At 72.8% G+C, this 21170-nt stretch carries 21 protein-coding genes; 5 read left to right on the top strand and 16 right to left on the bottom strand.

What is annotated here, in order from left to right; translation table 11 throughout:
* Positions 1-24: 24 nt before the first annotated feature.
* From ACVMYR_RS02405 to ACVMYR_RS02425, 5 genes are all read right to left on the bottom strand, one after another.
* Positions 25-1263, bottom strand: coding sequence for a cell wall anchor protein (locus ACVMYR_RS02405; RefSeq protein WP_457121007.1), 1239 nt, complete (start codon positions 1261-1263; stop codon positions 25-27).
* 494 nt (positions 1264-1757) lie between these two features.
* Positions 1758-2933 carry a hypothetical protein gene (locus ACVMYR_RS02410; protein WP_457121008.1) on the bottom strand — a complete coding sequence of 392 codons (1176 nt, stop codon included), beginning with the start codon at positions 2931-2933 and terminating at the stop codon, positions 1758-1760.
* 107 nt (positions 2934-3040) lie between these two features.
* Positions 3041-4231, bottom strand: coding sequence for a cyclic dehypoxanthinyl futalosine synthase (gene mqnC, locus ACVMYR_RS02415; protein WP_457121009.1), 1191 nt, complete (start codon positions 4229-4231; stop codon positions 3041-3043).
* A gap of 197 nt (positions 4232-4428) precedes the next feature.
* The gene (locus tag ACVMYR_RS02420; protein WP_457121010.1) at positions 4429-4623 is read right to left on the bottom strand and encodes a DUF397 domain-containing protein; all 195 of its coding nucleotides are present in this window, start codon (positions 4621-4623) and stop codon (positions 4429-4431) included.
* Between the two features lie 7 nt (positions 4624-4630).
* The gene (locus ACVMYR_RS02425) at positions 4631-5479 is read right to left on the bottom strand and encodes a helix-turn-helix domain-containing protein (RefSeq protein ID WP_457121011.1); all 849 of its coding nucleotides are present in this window, start codon (positions 5477-5479) and stop codon (positions 4631-4633) included.
* A gap of 137 nt (positions 5480-5616) precedes the next feature.
* On the opposite strand from ACVMYR_RS02425, the gene ACVMYR_RS02430 reads away from it, so the two are divergent.
* Positions 5617-5979, top strand: a complete 363-nt coding sequence (locus ACVMYR_RS02430; RefSeq protein WP_457121012.1) for a hypothetical protein — start codon at positions 5617-5619, stop codon at positions 5977-5979.
* 173 nt (positions 5980-6152) lie between these two features.
* Here the strand turns inward: ACVMYR_RS02430 and ACVMYR_RS02435 are convergent, their stop codons facing one another.
* The 7 genes from ACVMYR_RS02435 to paaA all read right to left on the bottom strand — a co-directional run bounded on the left by ACVMYR_RS02435 (position 6153) and on the right by paaA (position 11323).
* The gene (locus tag ACVMYR_RS02435; RefSeq protein WP_457121013.1) at positions 6153-6803 is read right to left on the bottom strand and encodes a hypothetical protein; all 651 of its coding nucleotides are present in this window, start codon (positions 6801-6803) and stop codon (positions 6153-6155) included.
* 73 nt (positions 6804-6876) lie between these two features.
* The gene (locus ACVMYR_RS02440; RefSeq protein ID WP_457121014.1) at positions 6877-7569 is read right to left on the bottom strand and encodes an SDR family NAD(P)-dependent oxidoreductase; all 693 of its coding nucleotides are present in this window, start codon (positions 7567-7569) and stop codon (positions 6877-6879) included.
* A 62-nt stretch (positions 7570-7631) separates the two neighbouring features.
* The gene (gene paaE, locus ACVMYR_RS02445) at positions 7632-8750 is read right to left on the bottom strand and encodes a 1,2-phenylacetyl-CoA epoxidase subunit PaaE (protein WP_457121015.1); all 1119 of its coding nucleotides are present in this window, start codon (positions 8748-8750) and stop codon (positions 7632-7634) included.
* The gene (gene paaD / locus ACVMYR_RS02450; RefSeq protein ID WP_229406434.1) at positions 8747-9250 is read right to left on the bottom strand and encodes a 1,2-phenylacetyl-CoA epoxidase subunit PaaD; all 504 of its coding nucleotides are present in this window, start codon (positions 9248-9250) and stop codon (positions 8747-8749) included. Before paaD ends, paaE begins: the two co-directional genes overlap by 4 nt.
* Entirely contained in the window at positions 9244-9969 is a 726-nt protein-coding gene (gene paaC / locus ACVMYR_RS02455; protein ID WP_457121016.1) for a 1,2-phenylacetyl-CoA epoxidase subunit PaaC, read from the bottom strand. Before paaC ends, paaD begins: the two co-directional genes overlap by 7 nt.
* Entirely contained in the window at positions 9966-10259 is a 294-nt protein-coding gene (gene paaB, locus ACVMYR_RS02460) for a 1,2-phenylacetyl-CoA epoxidase subunit PaaB (protein WP_396788702.1), read from the bottom strand. The genes paaC and paaB overlap by 4 nt, the downstream gene beginning before the upstream one ends.
* A complete protein-coding gene (paaA, locus tag ACVMYR_RS02465) occupies positions 10256-11323 on the bottom strand; it encodes a 1,2-phenylacetyl-CoA epoxidase subunit PaaA (protein WP_457121017.1) in 1068 nt (355 codons plus the stop codon). Before paaA ends, paaB begins: the two co-directional genes overlap by 4 nt.
* Before the next feature lie 376 nt (positions 11324-11699).
* On the opposite strand from paaA, the gene ACVMYR_RS02470 reads away from it, so the two are divergent.
* Positions 11700-12683 carry a hypothetical protein gene (locus tag ACVMYR_RS02470; RefSeq protein WP_077935650.1) on the top strand — a complete coding sequence of 328 codons (984 nt, stop codon included), beginning with the start codon at positions 11700-11702 and terminating at the stop codon, positions 12681-12683.
* The gene (locus tag ACVMYR_RS02475; RefSeq protein ID WP_396727510.1) at positions 12683-13645 is read left to right on the top strand and encodes a hypothetical protein; all 963 of its coding nucleotides are present in this window, start codon (positions 12683-12685) and stop codon (positions 13643-13645) included. The genes ACVMYR_RS02470 and ACVMYR_RS02475 overlap by 1 nt, the downstream gene beginning before the upstream one ends.
* A gap of 59 nt (positions 13646-13704) precedes the next feature.
* Here ACVMYR_RS02475 and ACVMYR_RS02480 read toward each other — a convergent pair whose 3' ends face one another.
* Complete coding sequence (locus ACVMYR_RS02480; protein ID WP_457121018.1) at positions 13705-14556, bottom strand: menaquinone biosynthetic enzyme MqnA/MqnD family protein; 852 nt, start codon at positions 14554-14556, stop codon at positions 13705-13707.
* Positions 14557-14840: 284 nt separating this feature from the next.
* Positions 14841-16046 carry a S8 family peptidase gene (locus tag ACVMYR_RS02485; RefSeq protein ID WP_228986482.1) on the bottom strand — a complete coding sequence of 402 codons (1206 nt, stop codon included), beginning with the start codon at positions 16044-16046 and terminating at the stop codon, positions 14841-14843.
* A gap of 343 nt (positions 16047-16389) precedes the next feature.
* Here ACVMYR_RS02485 and ACVMYR_RS02490 point away from each other — a divergent pair, with 343 nt between their 5' ends.
* Both ACVMYR_RS02490 and ACVMYR_RS02495 read left to right on the top strand, forming a co-directional pair.
* Positions 16390-18633 (top strand): M4 family metallopeptidase, encoded by a 2244-nt coding sequence (locus tag ACVMYR_RS02490; RefSeq protein ID WP_457121019.1) that lies wholly within the window; start codon positions 16390-16392, stop codon positions 18631-18633.
* Positions 18634-18753: 120 nt separating this feature from the next.
* Complete coding sequence (locus ACVMYR_RS02495) at positions 18754-19218, top strand: hypothetical protein (RefSeq protein WP_077935646.1); 465 nt, start codon at positions 18754-18756, stop codon at positions 19216-19218.
* Here the strand turns inward: ACVMYR_RS02495 and ACVMYR_RS02500 are convergent.
* A complete protein-coding gene (locus ACVMYR_RS02500) occupies positions 19208-20500 on the bottom strand; it encodes an MFS transporter (protein ID WP_457121020.1) in 1293 nt (430 codons plus the stop codon). The two genes, ACVMYR_RS02495 and ACVMYR_RS02500, sit on opposite strands and share 11 nt — an antisense overlap.
* A 54-nt stretch (positions 20501-20554) precedes the next feature.
* A complete protein-coding gene (locus tag ACVMYR_RS02505; RefSeq protein WP_077935644.1) occupies positions 20555-21136 on the bottom strand; it encodes an ArsR/SmtB family transcription factor in 582 nt (193 codons plus the stop codon).
* Positions 21137-21170 lie beyond the last annotated feature (34 nt).

Consider the following 21170-nt stretch of genomic DNA (forward strand, 5'->3'; position numbering starts at 1 on the left):
GCTGACCGGCTGTCGTGCTCCGGGTCAGTCGGTCGACTTCTCGTCGCCCGGCGTGACCAGCACCACCCGGCGACGGCGGGCCAGCACCAGCAGCACGCCGCCGGCCAGCAGCACGGCCGCGCCGACGCCACCGATCAGGCCGGCCTGCACGCCGGTCACCGGCAGCCCGCCGCCGCCACCGCCGGTGGTCGGCGAGGGGGTGACGCTCGGCTGCCCGGAGGGCGACGCGGTCGGCGTGGCGCTCGGCTCACCGCTCGGGGTGGGGGTGGGGCTGGGCTGGGCCGACAGGTCCACGAACACGTCGAACACGGCCTGGTTGTCGACCTCGTCCGTCTCGGCGAAGGCGCGACGCTGCGCCGAGGAGGCGACCTGCGGCTCCTCCTCGGGCTCGCCCTCCGCCCCGTCCAGCCCGTACGCGAACAGCTCGCCGGGGCGCAGGACCGGCTCGGCCGCGTCGTCGGCGACCTTCACCTGCACGTCGTCGGTGTAGTACTGGCCCGGCTTCACCACCGCGCCGGAGTCCTCGCAGAGCGCCTGGGCCAGCCCGCCGATCTCCTGCTCGACGCAGTTCTCGGGCAGCTTCGCGAAGCTGACCTTCGCCGGCAGGGTGAGCATGTAGAAGATGCCCGTCGCCCTGCGGCTGCCGTCGTTGTAGACCGCCCAGTCCAGCGGGGCCGTGCCGCCGCGCGGGATCGGCTTGAGGTCCGGCTCGCTGTTCTGCGCGCCGTCGACCACGACGTTGGCGTACCCGTCCTGCACCCAGGAGGTGAGGTCGTAGCCGGGGCGGGTCACGGTGATGTCGACGGTCTCGGTGTTGTCGTCGGTGTTCGGGTCGGCGGTCGCCGAGGTGACCGTCACCTTCAGCGCGCCGCCCTTGCCCCGGAGGCCCGCGCTGAACAGCGGGATGCCGAAGTCCTCCGTGGTGCCGCCGGCCAGGTCGCCGAGCAGGCAGGTGAACGCGGTGCCGGCGACGTCGCAGCCCTGCGGGACGACGAAGCCGACCCGCTGGGTCAGCCCCTTCGTCTCCACGGTGACCCGGACGTCGCGGGCCACGGCCGAGCTGCGGGTGTTGTCGACGGTGAACTTGAACGGCTTGGCCTTGGCTGCCTGCACGCCCCGGGCCAGGTTCTGGCTGAGCGGGACGAGCGCCAGGTCGGCCTGGTCGGCCGCCTGCGCCGGGGCGGCGGCGGTGGCGAGGCCACCGGCGGCCAGCAGCGCCGCGGCACCGACGCGGGCCAGCGCCGAGCGGTGGAACGAGGTCATTGATCCCCCGAGACAGGAAGAGGGAGGTTGCGGAATCGAGCGGACGTTATCCGAGGTAGATCGTTCGCGCCAGCCGCAGCGCGCGATGTTCATCGCTTCGACCACGACCCGTACCGACAGTGAGGGCGGGATGGTCGCCCATCCCGCCCTCACCGCGGTGCGTTATATGAACGGCCCTCATGGGCCGATGGAGGATGTGGCCCGCCGGCCGTTCCACCCCGGCCGACCCGCTCCGACCTGCGTCGGAGGGTGCGCGCCGCACGTTATCGGCCCCTGGGCGGTGCCGCCACCCCCCGCGCCGACGATGCCCGGGCCATACGTTCGGTCACCTTCAGGGATTGTCGGGATTGGCCGCTTGTGGGGCGGGCCCGCAACCCGGCGCGTCCCCCGAACGGCGACCACTAATGCCCTCCCGACGACCGGTCACGGGACTTTCGGCCGACCACGCTGCGGTCCGGGGTGGTGACCCGGTGTGAGGTCCGATCGGCAGGTCCTCAGGCGTTGCGCTGTTCGTCCGTCGGGGCCACCAGGACCAACCGGCGGCGACGGGCCAGCACGAGCAGCGCACCTCCGACGGCCAGCACCGCCGCGCCCACCCCGCCGATCAGACCGGCCTGCGGGCCGGTCACCGGCAGGCCGCCGTCGCCACCACCCCCGCCGTCGCTGCGGGCGATGACGAGCACGGCGAAGTCGTCGCTGTTGTCACTGCTGTCGACCTCGCGCGCCGGCACCAGACTCAGGCCGGACGGCAGGGCCGGCGTCGCCGCCCTGCGCGAGCGCTGCTGCTGCGGCGTGAGCTGGCCCAGGGCCTCCGCCGTCACCGTGCCGGGCTTGAGGGCGACCGGCCCCCGCACGCCGGCGTCGACCGTGATCGGCACCACGAAGCTCAGGGCGTCGCCGCCGTCGGCGAGCCGCAGGTCCTCGATCTCGCAGGTCGCCTTCCGGTTGCCGGCGGAGTGCGCGCAGTCGGTGAACCTGGCCGCGAAGGTGACCCCCTCGGGCAGGAGCAGGGTGAGCCGGAGCCCGTCCGTGGCGAGGTCGCCCTGGTTGACGACCTCGCCGACGAGCACCGTGGTCTGGCCCGCTTGCAGGGCGGGGAAGCCCTCGGTGTCGGGGTCGTACTCGTCGGGCCGGATGTGCCGGGTCACGTCCGGGACGCGGACGCCCAGGTCGACGCCGCTCTCCTCGGTGAACTCGACCTGCACGGTCCTGGTGTTGTTCTCCGGGGTGGTGTCGTCCGGCGAGGCGAGGGTGAAGGTGACCGGAGCCGATCGGGGGCCGCCGCCGTTGTTCTTGAACACCAGCAGGGGCACCTCGACGGTCCGGCCGGGGGCCGGCAGGTCGTCGCCCAGCAGCGCGCAATACCAGAGGTCCTCGCCGATCTCCTCGCACGCCTCACCGTTCGGGATCGCCTCGGCGTCGAGCGGGTCGAGGTCGGAGACGTCCACCTTCACGGTGACGTTGGCGGCCGGGTTCGTACCCCTGTTGCTGACCTTGATGTAGGCGGTCTTGCCCTCGACGCCGGCGGCGACCCGGGTGCCCGCGACGTCGAGCGAGAGGTCCGTGCCCGGGCCCTCGGCGCGGGCCGGGGTGCCGAGGGCGGCGAGCGCGCCGGACACGAGCAGGGCGGCGACGCCGAGCCGCGCCGGCGGTCGGTAACGCAAGGTCATGAGTTTCCCCCGTGGAAAGAGCGAAAGGTACGCCGACCGCACGTTAGCGGTCGACGTACCTTTTCCGCCGTCCCCGTGTCGGGGTGGGCCGCCCCCGGGAGCGCCCGTCAGCGGGCGTCGACCAGCGGCAGGGCCCTGCCGACCCCGCCGCCCGGCAGCGCGATCGAGGAGAAGTGCGAGACCACCCGGTCGTCGGTCGGGTCGTCGGCCGGGGTGTGGTGCACCGCGAGCCGGCGGTAGAGGGTGTCCCGCTGGGCGGGGATGCGGTCCGCCGAGCGGATCATGCCGATCAGCTCGTGCAGGTTGGACCGGTGCCGCGCGCCCGCCGAGGAGATCACGTTCTCCTCCAGCATGATCGAGCCGAGGTCGTCCACGCCCATGTGCAGGGCGAGCTGGCCGACGTCCTTGCCGGTCGTCAGCCAGGACGCCTGCAGGTGCGGCACGGTCTCGAAGAAGAGCCGGGACACCGCGACCAGGCGCAGGTATTCCAGCGTCGTCGCCTGGGTGCGGCCCTTGAGGTGGTTGTTCTCCGGCTGGTACGTCCACGGGATGAACGCCCGGAAGCCCTTGGTGCGGTCCTGCACGTCGCGGATCATCCGCAGGTGCTCGATCCGCTCGGCGGCCGTCTCGCCGGTGCCCATCATCATCGTGGCGGTCGACTCCAGGCCCTGCCGGTGGGCCAGCTCCATGACCTCCAGCCAGCGCGCGCCGGACTCCTTGAGCGGGGCGATCGCCCTGCGCGGCCGGTCCGGCAGCATCTCCGCGCCGGCCCCGGCGATCGAGTCGAGCCCGGCCGCCTTGATCCGCGCGATCGCCTCGTCGAGGCTCACGCCGGACACCTTGGCCATGTGCAGGATCTCGCTCGGCCCGATGGAGTGGATCGCGAGCTGCGGGTACGCCTGCTTGACCGAGGAGAACAGCTCCTCGTAGTACTCCACGCCGTAGTCGGGGTGGTGGCCGCCCTGGAGCATGACCTGGGTCGCGCCCAGCTCGACCGCCTCGCCGCAGCGGCGCAGGATCTCCTCGGTCGGGTGGGTCCACCCCTCCTTGTGCTTGGGCGCACGGTAGAAGGCGCAGAACTTGCACGCCGTCACGCAGACGTTCGTGTAGTTGATGTTGCGGTCGATCAGGTAGGTGACGATGTTGTCGGGGTAGCGCCGCCGGCGCACCGCGTCGGCCGCCTCGCCGAGGGCGTGGAAGGGCGCCTCGGTGTAGAGCAGCAGGGCCTCCTCGGGCGTGATCCGCCCGCCGTCCGCGCCGCGTTGCAGGATGTCGTCGATCTCCCGGCTCACCGTCACGCCTCCGAGCGTACGCCGGGCAGCCGTCCAGGCCCGCAGGGGTGCGCAGCGCCGTGACGCGTCCCGCACCCGGACACTGCCGGAGATCCACGCCAATCCTGGACAGATCCCGTCAGCTCCGGACGGGAACTGCCCAAGGTCCAGGGGGTTCCGCGAGCGGGGCGGCGGCCGGGGCCGTCACCCGCGCCGTCGGACGGTCAGGCCCGGCCCGGCAGGCCGGCGACGAAGGCGGCCCAGGCCCGCCGGTCGAAGGCCAGCACCGGCCCGGCCGGGTCCTTCGAGTCGCGTACGCCCACCGCCCGCACCGTCTCCGCCACCTCCACGCAGTTGGCGTTGGAGCCGCTGCGGGTCGACTTGCGCCAGGTCGCGCCGGACAGCTCAGGGGTGGTCATCCTCGGCTCACTCTCGCTCGTGCTCCGCCGCATACCGCGCGACGAGCGCCACCGAATCGACGGGGCTCAACGCCGCCTCGGCCAGCCTATCCGCCTCCCGCCGGAAGTGCGCCACCTGCGCGGCCTCCTCCAGGAACAACCCGGTCAGCTTGTGGTCGAGATAGACCACCGACCGGTTGCGCGGGAAGTCGAAGAGCGCGAACGAGCCGTCCAGGCCGGTGTGCGCGCCGACCGCCAGCGGCACCACCCGCAGCGTGACGGTCGGCCGCTCGGCCGCCTCGACCAGGTGCCGGAGCTGCCGGGCCATCACCCGGGGGCCGCCGAGTGCCCGGCTCAGCACCGCCTCGTCGAGCAGCGCGTGGAGCGCGGGCGGGTTGGAACGGCTCAGGATCGCCTGCCGGCCCAGCCGGGCCGCCACCCGACCCTGCGCATCGTCGGGCGGCACCCCGCAGCCGACCATCACCGCCTGGGCGTAGTCCGGGGTCTGCAACAGCCCCGGCACCAGCAGCGGCTCCCAGTTCACGATGCCCGTCGCCTCGGCCTCCAGCCGGATCAGCGTGCGCGACTCGTCGGACAGCCCGCCGATCGCCTCCCACCAGCCGGTCTCGGCCGACCGCTCGGCCATCGCGAGCAGCCGCTTGCGCTCATCCCCGGTGATGCCGTAGATCACCAGCAGCGACGCGACGTCGGCGGCCTGGATGCCCTGGATGCCGGTCTCCATCCGGGACAGCTTGGACGGTTGCCAGTCCAGCCGGGTCGCCACCTGCCGCAGCGGCAACTTGCGCGCCCTCCGCAGTTCGCGCAGCTCGCCGCCGAGCCCCCGCCCGACGACGGTCGGCAGATTCGCCTTGGCCATGCCGCCTCCTCCACCACACCGCCGATCGTCACCCTGACGACACGCTTCGTGGCGTTGAGTATTGACTCTGGATGCCCTGAAAGCAACTATGAGAAGCAACGTTGCTAATGGCTGTCGCCGTGAGTGGAGGAGTTGCGATGCGGACCATTCAGCCCACCTGGCTGCGGCCGTACGATCCGGCGGACTCGCCCGGCCCCATCCCGTCGGTGATCGAACGCTTCCGCCGACGGCGGCGGGACGAGCCGGAGCCGCCCACCGAGGCGGAGCGGGAGGCCGCCCGCTACACGGTGGTGCTGGTGCCGCCCGTTGCGGCCGAGGCGCTCGGCGACGACCGGGGCGAGGTCGGCCTGCACCTGTTCTGCGACGACGACTGGGATCACCAGCCGGCGCACCTGGACGACGCGGCCAAGATGATCGGGGAGGCCTGCGGCGAGCCGGTCGTCCTCACGGAGCACCACTCGGACCTCACCTACTGGACGGCACACGTACGCAAGGGCTGAAGCCCGCGTCGCACCCCTCGTAAAGAGGAGATCTTGGAAGAATGAGGCCCCTCCAGGGGCCGGAATCTTCCAAGATTCACCCCGGTCCGGCCGCGCCGTCCAGACGTTGGACACTCCCTGTCAGCTCCGGGCAGCAACTGTCCAAGGTCTGGAGGGGCTCGCAACAGGGCGAGTCAGCGGAGGGTGAGGTCGGTGGCGGGGAAGTCGTACCAGGACAGGTCGAGCGACGATCCGGCCTGCGGCGCCACCGGGAACACGGCCCAGCTGGCCAGCTCGCGGCCGGGCGCGAGTTCGATCGACTCGCCGGGCCGGGTGGAGCAGTAGGTGCTCTCCGGGCGCACGGTCCTGCCGTCGGCGAGGGTGAGCAGCACCAGCTCGCGGTCCTCGGCGACGGGCGAGCACTCCAGCGCCCAGGGGGTCGCCGAGCCGTTGCGGTAGCGAACGTTCAGCCGCAGCTTGCTCCCGGTGACCTCGGCGCTGACCAGGGTGACCGTCATCGACGCCTGGTCGTAGAAGGTCCGGTCGAGCCGGTACGTCCGCGACCCCCCACCTGAGGAGCCGGAGGAAGAGGAATCGGACGAACCCGTGGGGGCACCCGACGACGGACGCGCCGGCTGGTCGGCCCGGTCGGCTCCCCCGGTGGCCTCGGGGCCGCCCGTCTGCCGGCCCGCGTCCCCGCCCGCGTCCACGGTGCTGCCGGCGTCCACGGTGCGGTCCGCCGTCGCACCGTCGCCCCGGGTAGCCAGGTAGGTGCCGCCGACCGCGCCGACGACCGCCACGACGGCCAGTACGACGACCAACGTGCCGACGTGCCTCTTCTCCATCATCGCTCCCAGTCCGACCGGCGCTGCTGCCGCGACCGTAACAAAACCCGGCAAGTCGCCGGCGCGGCCGACCTCACCGTCGCGCCCGCACGTTCAGCAGCACCCCGGCGGTACGCGCCAGCGCCGCCATCCGTCGCGGCCGTGAGACGACCGTCGCGCGGGTACGCAGGGTGTCCAGCACCACGTCGGCAGCCTGGTCCACCGAGAGCATCATCGGCTTGACCCGCGCCTTGGCCATCTTGGTGTCCACGAAGCCGAACCGGACGACGCTGACCCGCACCCCGTGTGCCCGCAGGGCCCCGCCCAGCCCCAGCAGGTACGACGACATCCCGGCCTTGCCCGCGGCGTAGCCGGGCGCCTCGGCCGAGGGGGCCACGTCGGCGAGACTCGACAGGCCGACCACGTGCCCCGCCCGGGCGCGCACCATGGACGGCACCACCACCTCCATGGTGCGCGCGGCGCCGACGAGGTTGACCTCCAACGCCCTGGTCTGCGCGGCCAGGTCCGCCACGTCGAAGAAGTCACCGATGCCGGCGGCGTAGATGCAGACCTCGACGCCGCCGAGGGTGTCCAGCGCCCCGGCGAGCACCTCGCGGTAGCCGGCGTCGGTGACGTCGGCGCGGTGGTGCTCGTAGCCGCTGGACGTCAACGGGCTGCTGCTGCGCGACAGGCCCGCCACCGTCCAGCCGTCGTCCAACAGGCGGCGGGTGACCGCCAACCCGATGCCGTCACTGTTACCGACCACGATGGCCCGCTGCTTGTCCACGCCGCCTGTCATACCAGCACGGCGGTCACTCCACGAAGCCGCCAGCGGCCCCGCCGCGCCGGCTACGCGTCGTAGTCGACCGTGAGGGTGTCGGTGGTGGGGGTGGACTGGCAGGTCAGCACGTATCCGGCGGCGACCTCGTCCGGCTCCAGGGCGTAGTTGCGGGCCATCGTCACCGCGCCGGAGACCACCTTCGCCCGGCAGGTCGAGCAGACCCCGCCCTTGCACGCGTACGGCAGCTCGCCGCGCACCCGCAGCGCCGCGTCGAGGACCCGCTCCTCGCGGCCCATCGGGAAGGTCGACGCCCGGCCGTCCAGCACGATCGTCACCTCGGCGTCCCCGGTCGGCCCGGCGGGGCGGCGCTGCGCCGGGGCGGGCGTGTCGGCGACGTGGAACAGCTCCGCGTGCACCGCCGACTCCGGCAGGCCCCGCGCGGCGAGCACCGCCTTCGCGTCGACCACCATGCCGTACGGGCCGCAGAGGAACCACTCCTCGATCGCGTCGCCCGGCACGATCGTGCCCAGCAGGCGGCCCAGCCGGTCGGCGTCGATCCGCCCCGACAGCAGCGGCGACTCGCCCGGCTCCCGGGACAGCACGTGCACCAGGTGCAGCCGCGTCGGGTAGCGGTCCTTCAGGTCGGCCAACTCCTCGGCGAACATCACCGAGTTCGCCGTGCGGTTGCCGTACACCAGGGTGAAGGTGCTGGCCGGCTCGACGGCCAGGGCGGTGGCGACCAGCGCGAGCACCGGGGTGATGCCGGAGCCGGCGGCGACCGCGCCGTAGCGGCGGGCCCGGCCCGGGTCGAACGCCGTGGTGAAATGCCCGAGCGGGGGCAGCACCTCGACGGTGTCGCCGTGCCGCAGCACCGAGCAGGCGTAGGCCGAGAACGCGCCGCCGGGGATCTCCCGCACCCCGATCCGCAGCCGGCCGTGCCGGGCCAGGTCGTCGGGCGTCGAGCAGATCGAGTACGACCGCCGCACGTCGGCATCCGCAGGGCCGGTGCCGGCGGGCAGGCGCACGGTGAGGTGCTGGCCGGCGGAGAACGCGAAAAGCGCCCGCAGCTCCTCCGGCACGGCGAAGGTGATCGCCACGGCGTCGGCGGTGAGCCGGTCGACGGCGGCGACGGGCAGCGGGTGGAAGGCCGGCCGGCGGCGGACCGGGCGGGTGATCGTGACAGTCACAGCGCCTTCAGGTGGTCGAAGGGTTCACGGCAGGCGCGGCAGCGCCACAGGGCCTTGCACGCGGTGGAGCCGAACCGGCTGACCTGCTCGGTCTCCGCCGACCCGCAGAGCGGGCAGCGGACGGCGAGGGTCAGCGGCACGACCGTGCCGGCCCGGGTCGCCGGGGCGGTGCCGGCGTCCCGGGTGGCCGGCGGCGGGGCGATGCCGGCGGCGGCCAGCTTGGCCCGGCCGGCGGCGGAGATCCAGTCGGTGCTCCACGCCGGGCTGTAGACCGTGCGGACGTCGGCGTCGGGGTGCCCGGCGGCGGCCAGCGCCCGCCGGATGTCGGCCCGGATCACGTCCATCGCCGGGCAGCCCGTGTAGGTGGGGGTGATGGTCACGGTGACCCGGCCGGTGGCCGGGTCCCGGTCGACCGCCCGCAGGATGCCCAGCTCGTCGATGGTGATCACCCGGATCTCCGGGTCCACCACCGCCGCCACGGCGTCCCTCGGGTCTACCACGTCGCCCCCGGGTGGGCGCGGTGCAGCACCTGCATCTCCGCCAGCAGGTACGACAGGTGCTCGGTGTGCACGCCGTCCCGCCCGCCGGCCGGGGTCCAGCCGTCCGCCGGCCGGGTCAGGGTCGCCTCGGCCAGCACCGGCCCGACGTACGCGTCGAAGTCGCCGCGCAGGCCGGCCGGGTCGACCGGCGCGCCCGGCCACGGCGCGAACAGCTCGTGCGCGTACGGCCAGACCTGGTCGACGGCGGCCTGCATGCGGCGGTGCGACTCGGCGGTGCCGTCGCCGAGCCGGCGCACCCACAGCGCGGCGTGGTCCCGGTGGTACGCGGACTCCTTGCGCGCCTTCGCCCCGATCGCGGCGAGCCGCTCGTCGGCGCACCCGGCCAGCGCGGAGTAGAGCGGAAGCTGGTAGGCCGACAGGAACAGCAGCTTCGCCATGGTCACCGCGAAGTCGCCGTTGGGCAGCTCGACCAGCAGGCAGTTGCGGAACTCCCGGTCGTCGCGCAGGTACGCCAGCGCGTCCTCGTCGCGGCCGGCGCCCTCCAGCTCGCCCGCGTAGGTGAGCAGGAGCCGGGCCGCGCCGAGCTGGTCGAGGGCGATGTTGGCCAGCGCGACGTCCTCCTCCATCTCCGGGGCGCGGCTGGTCCACTCGCCGAGGCGCTGCGCGGCGACCAGCGCGTCGTCGCCGAGGGCGAGGGCGAAGTCGAAGGGGCTGCTCACAGGTGGGCCACCCCGTCCGGCACGTCGTAGAAGGTGGGGTGGCGGTAGACCTTGTCGGCCGCCGGGTCGAAGAAGGCGTCCTTCTCGTCGGGGCTGGACGCGGTGATCGCGGCGGCCGGCACCACCCAGATCGACACGCCCTCCTGGCGGCGGGTGTAGAGATCCCGGGCGTTGCGCAGGGCCAACTCGGCGTCGGGGGCGTGCAGGCTGCCGACGTGGGTGTGCGCCAGCCCGCGCCGGGCCCGCACGAAGACCTCCCACAGGGGGGACGTGCTGTCGATGCCGCTCATGCCGCAACCGCCTCTCGCGCAGTCGACCGCTTCGCGGCGTACGTGGCGGCGGCCTCGCGGACCCACGCGCCCTCGGCGTGGGCGCGGCGGCGGTGCTCCATCCGCTGCCGGTTGCACGGGCCCTCGCCGGAGATCACCCGCATCAGCTCGGCGTAGTCCGGCTCGGTGAAGTCGTACGCCTGGCGCTGCTCGTTCCAGCGCAGGTCGGGGTCGGGCAGGGTGAGGCCGAGGATCTCCGCCTGCTGCACGCACATGTCGACGAAGCGCTGGCGCAGCTCGTCGTTGGAGAACCGCTTGATCTTCCAGGCCATCGAGCGGGCGGAGTGGGTGGAGTCGCCGTCGGGCGGGCCGAACATGGCCAGCGACGGGTACCACCAGCGGTCCACCGCGTCCTGGGCCATGGCCTTCTGCTCCGGGGTGCCGTGGGCCAGGGTGTGCAGGATCTCGTAGCCCTGGCGCTGGTGGAACGACTCCTCCTTGCAGACCCGGATCATGGCCCGCGCGTACGGGCCGTACGAGCAGCGGCACAGCGGCACCTGGTTGACGATCGCCGCGCCGTCGACCAGCCAGCCGATCACCCCCACGTCGGCCCAGCTCAGGGTCGGGTAGTTGAAGATCGAGCTGTATTTCTGCCGCCCGTCGAGCAGGAGCTGCACCAGCTCGTCCCGGCTGACGCCGAGGGTCTCGGCGGCGGCGTACAGGTAGAGGCCGTGTCCGGCCTCGTCCTGGACCTTGGCCAGCAGGATGGCCTTGCGCTTGAGCGAGGGGGCGCGGCTGATCCAGTTGCCCTCCGGCTGCATTCCGATGATCTCGGAGTGCGCGTGCTGGGCGATCTGCCGGATCAGCGTCTTCCGGTACGCCTCGGGCATCCAGTCGCGGGGCTCGATCTTCTGGTCGGCGTCGATGACGTCGGCGAAGTATGCCTCTAGGTCGGCGTCCGGGCCGGGGCCGCCGCCGCGCTGCCGGGTCGCCGCCTCGCGCAGCGCCGCCTCCGCCGCCGCCACCTCGCCGAGCAGGCCACCGCCGGGCGCGTCCTCCGGGGCGGAGAAGTCGTTGCCATACATGCCGACAAGTGTTACAGCTCGCGCCAGCCCACACCAGAGGGTGTCACAGGTTTCCGAAAGCACCTTCCGTCACGAGTCGACCCCTTTTCGTATTGCCGCAGGCCAGGGTGCAGGTATGACATGGCTCACTAAGCGGAGATGAATCCCCCCAAGGCTGGCATAACAGGCCACAATCCCGCCTTCATAGCGACTTGACAGGCGTCGGTTCCTGGCGTGTCGGCCATCCGGACGTAGACTTTCCCGGTCACACCGACCGGCTGCGGACGACCGCCGGGCGTATGACGCGGGCCACTTCCCCCGGCCCCCAGCGATCAGGACGAACCAGTTCGGAAAGCAGTCGGTCCCCCGGCCCCTGACATCTGGAGCTCATCCACTCATGCGACCTCGCGTGGCCATGGTGTTCGCCGTCGCGGCGATCCTCCTCGGCAGCGCCATGCTGGTGCCCGCCGCGTACGCCAAGCTCTCCGGCGACGACGACGGCGGATCCGGCGGGAGCGGCATGCAGATCGTGGCGGCCCCCGAGCCGACCGCCCCGCCGCCGCCGACGCTCGCCGCCGCCCCCGTCTCGGTGAACTTCTCCGGCGAGTTCTTCTCCTGGGCCCTGCTGGACCGCGAGAGCGGCAGCATCTCCGGCTCGAAGAACCTGGCGTCGACCAGCTCGACCGAGTCGATGATCAAGGCCTGGATCGTCGCCGACTACCTGCGGCAGCTCGGCGACAAGGAACCCTCGCCCAGGATGAAGCAGATGGCGAGCCTGGCCATCCGGGACAGCAACGACGGCGCCGCGGACGCGGTGTGGGGTGCGGCGGGCGGCTCGTACAGGGTGTATCCGAACGGCCAGCTGAACCCGGTGCTCAAGCGGGCCGTCGACATCTGCGGCCTCACCGACACCAAGCGCGGCAACGTCGCGGGCTACGTGGGCTACTGGAGCTTCACCCGGATGTCCCCCCGCGACGCCGTCCGGCTCGGCGACTGCATCGCCAGCGGCAAGGCGGCCGGGCCGAAGTGGACCACGTGGGTGCTGGACGAGATGAGCAAGGTGCGCGGCAGCGTCAAGGAGCAGCGCACCACGTCCGGCGGCGGCAAGTGGGGCATCGTCGACGGCCTGCCCGCCGAGATCAAGGCCCAGGGGCCGGTCAGCATCAAGAACGGCTGGACGCCGTTGAACTACGACGGCAACTGGCACGTGAACTGTCTTGCGGTCACCGAGAAGTGGAGCCTCGCCGTCATGTTGCGCTACCCGCAGAAGAAGGGGCTGTCGTACGGCGCGAAGGTCTGCGCCAGCGTCGCCACCCAGCTGGTCACCCCGCAGCCCGGCGCCGCCCTGAAGGTGCCGCAGCAGCCGATCGGCAAGCTCTGATGGCGGGCAGCCGCCGCCGGGCCGGCGGTGGAGGTGCCGGGCGGGGCGAGGCGTCGCCGCTGCGGCTGATCGCGATCGCGGCCGTCCTGATCGGGCTGGTGCTGGTGTCGCTGCGGCTGCTCCCCGGCTCGCCGATGGCGTCGACCGCCGCCGCCCAGTGGGGCGACGCATCCGCGCCCGTCGACCGCGCCGCCGGAGCGGCCTCGGACCGCAAGTCGCGTCCCACCGCCTCGCCCAGCCCCTCCCCGACGCTGGAGCCGCTGCCGTTCGCGGACAAGCAGATCGACCTCGACATCGAGGGCTGGTACGCCTGGAGCGTCCTGGACACCCGCACCGGCAAGATCATCGGCTCGAAGAACATGGACGAGACCAGCACCACCGCGTCGCTGATCAAGTCCTGGATCGTCGCCGACTACCTGCGGCGCACCGACGAGCAGGGGCAGAAGCCCAGCGACGCCAAGCTCGCCGACGCCACCCGGATCATCCGCGACAGCGACAACACCCGCGCCGAGCAGTTCTACAACACCGTGGGCCGGTCCGCGTCGATCAAGCGGATGATCTCCATCTGCAAGACCACCGACAGCAGCCCCGCCGCCGACGGCGGCTGGAGCCGGACGAACCTCTCGCCCCGGGACACGGCGCGCCTCGGCGCGTGTATCAAGGACGGCCGGGCGGCCGGGCCGGAGTGGACCAAGTGGCTGATCAACGAGATGCGGCTGGTGCGCGGCTCCGGTGACTTCGGCATCCGCAAGGCGTTCCCGGCGGCCGAGCAGAAGAAGATCGCCATCAAGAACGGCTGGATCGACCGGACCCGCGAGCAGGAGATGCACATCAACTGCCTCGCCATCGGCGACAACTGGACGATGGGCGTGATGGTCCGCTACCCGATCAACATGGGCTACGAGTACGGCATGAAGAACTGCCAGAAGATCACCGAGGCGGTGCTGCGCTCCGGCACCTGACGGGTGCCCGTGACCGCCGTCGGGCGGCGGCGGTCACGGCGTACGTCTGGTGGTCGGCCTCAGCCGGCGAAGAACCGGGGGCCGTCCGCCGGCAGCGGCGGGGCCTCGCCGATCTCGGCGGCCCGCCGGGCGAACTCGCGCAGCCCGGCCACCTGCCGCTCGCCGAGCGAGAAGTCCAGCGCCCGGAAGTACGTGGCCAGGGTCGCGGCGTCGAACGACTCCCACCGGGCGGCGGCCTCGGCGACCTGGTCCAGCTCGGCCAGGCACAGGTCGCGGGAGCGCAGGAACGCCTCGTGCACCTCCTTGACCAGGCCGGGGTGGTCGGCGGCGAAGTCCCGGCGCACCGCCCAGACGGCGAAGACCATCGGCAGCCCGGTCCAGTCGCGCCAGGCCTGCCCGAGGTCGGTGACCTCCAGCCCCCGCTGCGGGGCCTCGTACAGCGCCCGTAGCGCCACGTCGCCGATCAGCACCCCGGCGTCCGCCTCCAGCAGCATCTGCGTCAGGTCGGGCGGGCAGCGGAAGTAGTCGGGGTGGACGCCGTACCGCTCGCCGAGCAGCAGCCGGGCGAGCAGCACGCCGGTGCGCGACGTCGAACCGAGGGCCACCCGGCCGCCGCCCAGCTCGGCGAGGGGCTTCGTGGACACCATGTTGACCGAGAGCACCGGGCCGTCGCTGCCGACCGCCAGGTCGGGCAGGAGCAGCAGCTCGTCGGCGTGGCGCAGGTATTCGACGTGCGAGATCGGCCCGATGTCCAGGTCACCGGCGACCAGGGCGGCGCTCAGCCGGTCCGGCGAGTCCTTGTGCAGGTCGACGTCGATCAGCGCGCCGGAACGCATCAGGCCCCAGTAGATCGGCAGGCAGTTCAGGAACTGGATGTGTCCGACCCGGGGACGGGCGATGCGGTCAGCCATGCTGCGACCGTATCCCCGCCGCGGGACACGGTCTCAACGGGCGGGCCCCGGAGTGGCCAATCCCGCACCCGGGGCCGTGTGCCGGGTCCGGGCGGCCCGAACGGCTCGACCGCCGCCCGGGTGGGGCGGCGGTCGAGCCGGGTGACCGCACCGGCGAGTCGTGCGGGGCGGCGGGCCACCGGCCGCCGTCCGCGCCGGGGGTGGCCCGGCGCGGACGGGTGGTGCGGGCGGGTGGTGCGGGCGGGTGGTGCGGGCGGGTGGTGCGGGCGGGTGGTGCGGGCGGGTCAGCTTCCGACGTAGAGCAGCCGGTTCGGGGAGCCGGCGCCGGGGTTGACGACCACGTTGGGCGTCGCGGCGGCGACGATCGCCGCGTTGACCGTGGCGGGGCTGGCCGTGGGGTTGTTCCGCAGGTAGATCGCGGCGGCGCCGGCGACGTGCGGTGCGGCGAACGAGGTGCCGCTGCCGGTGTAGGTGGCGGTGTCGCTGGTCCGCCAGGCGGCGGTGATGGAGACACCGGGCGCGAAGAGGTCGAGCGCGGTGCCGTAGTTGGACCAGCTCGCCCGGGTGTCGGTCTGGTCGGTCGCGCCGACGGTCAGCGCCTCGGTGACCCGGGCCGGCGAGGTGCCGGTGGCCGGTACGCCGGAGTTGCCGGCCGCGATGCTGTAGGTGACACCAGCGGCGATCGACCGGCGGACCGCCGCGTCGAGAGTGGTGCTGGCACCGCCACCGAGGCTCAGGTTGGCCACGGCGGGACGGGTCGCGTTCGCGGTGACCCAGTCGATGCCGGCGATGACGCCGGCAGTGGTGCCCGAGCCGCTGTTGTCGAGCACCCGGACGCCCACGACGGTGGCGTTCTTGGCCACGCCGTACGCGGTACCGGCGGCGACCGAGGCGACGAAGGTGCCGTGTCCGTTGCCGTCGTCGGCGTTGTTGTCGTTGTCCACCGCGTCGTACCCGCTCACCGCCCGGCCGCCGAAGTCCTGGTGGGTCACCCGGACGCCGGTGTCGACGACGTAGACGCGCACCCCGTTGCTCGGCCCGTAGGTGAAGGACCGGTTGAGCGGCAGGTTGCGCTGGTCGATGCGGTCGAGCCCCCACGAGGGCGGGTTCGTCTGGGTGGCGAGGGCCCGCACCCGCTGGTCCTGCTCCACGTAGGCGACGGCGGGATCGGCGGCCAGCCGGCGGGCCGCCCGCTCGGTGAGGTGGGCCGACCAGCCGTTGACGGTCCGGCCGTAGACCCGGTCGACCCGGCCGTTGCCGTAGCGCGAGGTGATGGCCTCGGCGCGGGCCCGGTCGGGCCGCTGGCCCTCCTTCAGCACCACGAGGTAGCTGCCGTCGACGGCGGTGGGCCGGTCGGCACCGAGGACGGTGCCGGTGGCCGGGGTCGCCGCTGCCGGGTCGACCCCGGCGGTGGCCAGCAGCGCGCCGGCGAGGGCGGCGGTGCCGAGGGTGCCGATCCAACGGCGGGTGACGTACGGGGTGAGCCTCACTGGGCTGCTCCTTCCTGGGCCGGTCGACGGCGTCGACCGGCGGCCTCCCGCGCCAACGGGATGTGTGGGGCGGAGGGCCTTCGTGGTACGTCGGGTTCGACGTGCCCACCACGCTAGGGATCGGACAGCCATCGAAGGTTGCCATCTATTGAGGCGATTGTTGTCAATGGGTTCCTTTCGTAACAGGGACGGAACATCCTCGCGCGCCTCGCCGGTAATAGCATCGCCAGGATGGACAAGTAGGTATGTTTATCCATCGACGCTCGTCTTCCCAGGATCCCCGCAGCGGACGATGATCTCGCTATCGATAGATGCGAGTGCATCTCGTATTGGGGAGGTCATGTTGAGATCAGCCCTAGCGCTGGCCGGCGTCACCATGCTGGTCGGCAGCGGTCTCGTGGTCACCACCACGAGCGCGTCCGCCGCCCCGCCATCCACCCCGGGGCCGGCGCTGGTCGCCGCCGCCGACACCGCCCTGAAGGAGCACTCCCGGGCCGTCAGGTCCTCGGCGAAGGACCGCTACGCGGTGCACAGCAGCAAGCGGGACGCCGAGGGCCGGGGCACGGTCCGCTACACCCGCACGTACGACGGGCTCCGCGTCTACGGCGGGGACGTCGTCATCCGCACCGAGGCCGACGGCGACTACGCGGGCAGTTCGGTCGGCCTGGCCGCCCCGCTGAGCCTCGCCACCGCCCCGAAGGTCAGCGCCGCGAAGGCCCGCAGGGCGGCGATCGCCGAGTTCTCCGGCCGGGTCACCGGCACCGGCGCGGCGGAGCTGTTCGTCGACGCGAGCAGCGGGACCGGACGGCTCGCCTGGGAGACGGTGGTGACCGGCTGGGCCCCGGACGGGCAGACCCCCTCGAAGCTGCACGTGATCAGCGACGCGCTGACCGGCGCCCGGATCGGCTCCTTCGACGAGGTCGAGTCCGTCGTCGGCACCGGCAACAGCATCTACGCCGGCCCGGTCCCGATCGACACCACCCTGTCCGGCTCGACGTACAACATGATCGACCCGACCCGGGGCAACGGGCGCACCTGCGACATGAACAACGGCACCTCGACCTGCACGACCTTCACCGACGCCGACAACGTGTGGGGCACCGGCGCGGCCTCGAACCGGCAGTCCGCCGCGGTCGACGCGCACTTCGGCGCGGCCACGACCTTCGACTACTTCACCGAGGTGCACGGCCGCAACGGCATCTTCGGCAACGGCACCGGCGTGCCGAGCCGGGTGCACTACGGCAACGCGTACGTCAACGCCTTCTGGGACGGCGCGCAGATGACCTACGGCGACGGCGCGGGCAACGCCCGGCCGCTGGTCGCCCTCGACGTCGCCGGCCACGAGATGTCCCACGGCGTCACCGAGAACGTGGTCCCCGGTGGCCTGACCTACTCCGGTGAGTCCGGCGGCCTGAACGAGGCCACCAGCGACATCTTCGGCAACATGGTGGAGTTCTACGCCAACACCCCGGTCGACCCCGGCGACTACCAGGTCGGCGAGAAGATCAACATCAACGGCAACGGCACCCCGCTGCGCTACATGTACGACCCGACGCTGGACGGCAAGTCGCACGGCTGCTGGTCGACCGGCACCAACGGCCTCGACGTGCACTACTCCTCGGGCGTGGCCAACCACTTCTTCTTCAACCTGGCCGAGGGCTCCGGGGCGACCCCGTACGGCACCTCGCCGCTGTGCGGGTCGGCCGCGCCGGTGACCGGGATCGGCCGGGAGAAGGCGGAGAAGATCTGGTTCCGGGCGCTCGACGCGTACTTCGTGTCGAACACCCGCTACGTGAACACCGCGCAGCCGACCAACACCGCGCGGCTGCACACCCTGTCGGCCGCCACCGACCTGTACGGCCTCTGCAGCACCGAGTACAAGGCGGTGATGGCGGCCTGGACGTCGGTGAACGTCACCGGCACCGAGTCGTGCGCGGCCAACGACTTCACCGTCTCGGCCACCCCGGCGGCGCTGACCCTGGACCCGGGCACCTCGGGCACCGCCACGGTCGGCACCACGGTCATCCGGGGGACCGCCGAGGAGGTCACCTTCTCGACCGGCCCGCTGCCGGCCGGGGTGAGCGTGTCGTTCGCGCCGTCGTCGGTCACCGCCGGCGGGTCGACCACGGTCACGGTCAGCGCCGCCGCCACCGCCGGCAGCGGCACGGTGGCGATCACGCTGGTGGGCACCTCCCCCTCGGTGGCCCGGACGACCACGCTGAGCCTGACGGTGAACGGGCTGCCGGGCTGCTCCGGCAGCAACGGCACCGACGTCGCGATCGCCGACAACTCGACGGTGGAGAGCACCATCGTGATCAGCGGCTGCGCGGCGACCCCGTCGACCACGAGCAAGGTCGAGGTGCACATCGTGCACACCTACATCGGTGACCTCGTGGTCAGCCTCGTCGCGCCGGACGGCAGCGTGTACACGCTGCAGAGCCGCTCCGGTGGCAGCACCGACAACATCGACCAGACGTACACCGTGAACCTCTCCTCGGAGGTGGCGAACGGGAGCTGGCGGCTGCGGGTCCAGGACGCGGCGAGCCTCGACACCGGTTACCTCAACAGTTGGAGCCTGAACCTCTGACATCGGCACGGCGAGCGGGCCATCCGGGTCTCCGGGTGGCCCGCTTCGTGTGCCGACCCCGATGAGCAGCACAAGCAAGCCGGTCGTGGGTGCCCCACCGCCGGCCACTACCCTGAGGCGGTGCGATACCAAGAGGTCGAGACGGCCATCCAGCAACTGATCGACGCCGCTGGCGAGGACGACCTGCACGCCTTCGGATTGGCGACCATCACCCGCCTGACCACCGCCGACCTGGTGGACGAGGCCGACGAGGACGACCTCGACGAGGACGCCCAGGCGGCGCTGGCCACCGCTCTGGAGACCGTCGCCACGGCCGATGCGAGCGAACTGCGGGCCCTGCTGGACCGCATCGACGAGGGCACCCTCGCCGACGGCGACATGGACCCCGGCCTGCTGATCGTCCTCACCGCGCTCGAACACTGGACCACCTACCTGGAGGAGCACCGGCGCGGCGAGCTGTACGAGCTCGCCATCCGCTCCCTGGAGGAGGTCGACTACCGGGTCTCGGCCGCGCTCGACGACTTCCTGGCCGAGCCGGAGATGGCCGCCGAGTACGCGCGGATCCGGCAGTTGCTCACGGCGTAGACCCCGCCGCGCGGGCCGCCCCGCGCCGCTGCCCCGGTCCGTTCGCGGACCGTTCGGCGCGGGCCGCCCGGACGACGGGGACGGCGAACGCGGCCACCGCGAGCAGCCCCACCGTGCCGCACGCCGCCACCAGCGGCCGGGGGTGGGCCAGGTCGAGCAGCAGGCCGCCGGCCGCGAGACCGACCATGCCCGCGCCCTGCACGGCCGCGCCGAAGACGGCGTACGCGCGGCCCCGCGCCGCCTCGGGCACCCGGCGGGCGAGCAGCACGTTGCAGACGACGTTGTTGCCGCCGTTGAGCACGCCGCCGAGCAGCCAGATCGGCACCAGCAACCAGGCGGACGGCACGGCGGCGGAGACCAGGACCGCGAGGCAGCACCCGCCGAGCAGGAGCAGCCCCACGCCGAGCAGCCGATCGTCGTCGGTGAGCCGGCGGGTCAGCGGGGCGAGCGCCCACGCCCCGGCCACGATGCCCAGCGGCCAGGCCCCGGTGACCAGCCCGTAGACGGTGGTGGAACTGCCCAGCGTCTCGCGGATGAAGAACACCTCGATCACGTTGATCGCCCCGACCGCGCCGACCACCCCGGCGAGCGAGGCCACCATCGCGAACAGCAGCCGGTCCGGGCGCAGCCGCCAAGCCCGGGCCGGGCCGTCGGGAGTCGGCGTCGAGTGGGCGTCGGCGGCCGGGCGGGGTCTGGCGGTCGGGCGGGCGCCGCCCCGGCGGGTGCGGATCAGCAGGCCGGCGGCCACCAGGGCGAGGTAGCTGGCGGCGTCCAACAGCAGCGGCACGCGGGTGCCGAACTGCCCCACCAGCAGCCCGGCCAGCGCCGGGCCGGCCAGCGCGCCGAGGGTGCCGGCCGTCTGGTTGAGCGCGCTGGCCCGGGGCAGGTCTCCGGGCGTGACCATCGCCGGGACGAGGGCGGCGAGCACCGGCTGGGTGACCGCGAGCCCGGCGGCCAGCAGCGCCACCAGGCCGATCGCCAGGGCCGGGTGTCCGGCGTACGCGAGGGCGAGGCAGATCGCCGCCTGCACGATGCCGGCCGCGACGAGCAGGGTGCGGGAGTCCACCCGGTCGGCGAGCCGGCCGGTCAGCGGGGCGAGCGCGACGAGCGGCAGGCTGGCGGCGATCAGCAGCCCCACCACGGCCGGGCCGCCGGCCCCGGCGGACTGGAGGGCGAGGGTGAGGGTGCTCGCGGCCAGGAAGTCACCGCAGCTGGAGATGCCCCGGGCGGCGGTGGCGAGCCAGACGTCGGGCCAACGCGACCGACCAGGTGTGAAGGACATACTTCGAAAGTAATCCTTCATACCTCGGCCGGGCAATCCCCCGTCGCCACCGGTTCAGTCCACGGGCACCGACCGGTACTGGACGGCCACGGGACGCGCCCCGTCCGGCGGATCGGTCCGCACCCGACGCCGATAGGGCGCCATCAGGTCCTGGACCGCCTCGTTGAGCGCCAGCAGCTCCTCGGCGGTGAGCAGCAGCACGCTGTCGCTGAACCACCCGGCCCGGTACCACTCCGGCGGTTCCTCGGGCCCCCGGCGGAACCAGTCCCGGGTACGCTGCGCGTCCCGGGCGAGGTGCGCCTCCACGAGAGCCAGCTCGGCCGCCCGCGCCTCGGAACCGGCCGTCTGCCCCGCCTCCACGTTGTACGACGGACTGAACGCCCGCCACACCCGCTCCCGGGCGTCCCCCCGGCTCGGGGCCTGCTCGACCAGCCCGAACTTCGCCAGCGCGCGCAGGTGGTAACTGGTCGCGCTCGGCGACAGGCCGGCGATCTCCGCGCACTCGGTGGCGGTGGCCCCGGACTCGATCGAGGCGAGATGTTCCATGATCGCGAGCCGCGCCGGGTGGGCCAGGGCCCGCATCACCTGCGGATCGCTGATCGTCACCCGCTGCCGCTCGGGCGGTGCCTCGCTCATGCCCCCATGATCCCGCCCGCCACCCGCGCCTGCC

It is taken from the genome of Micromonospora sp. PTRAS2, from assembly GCF_054052245.1.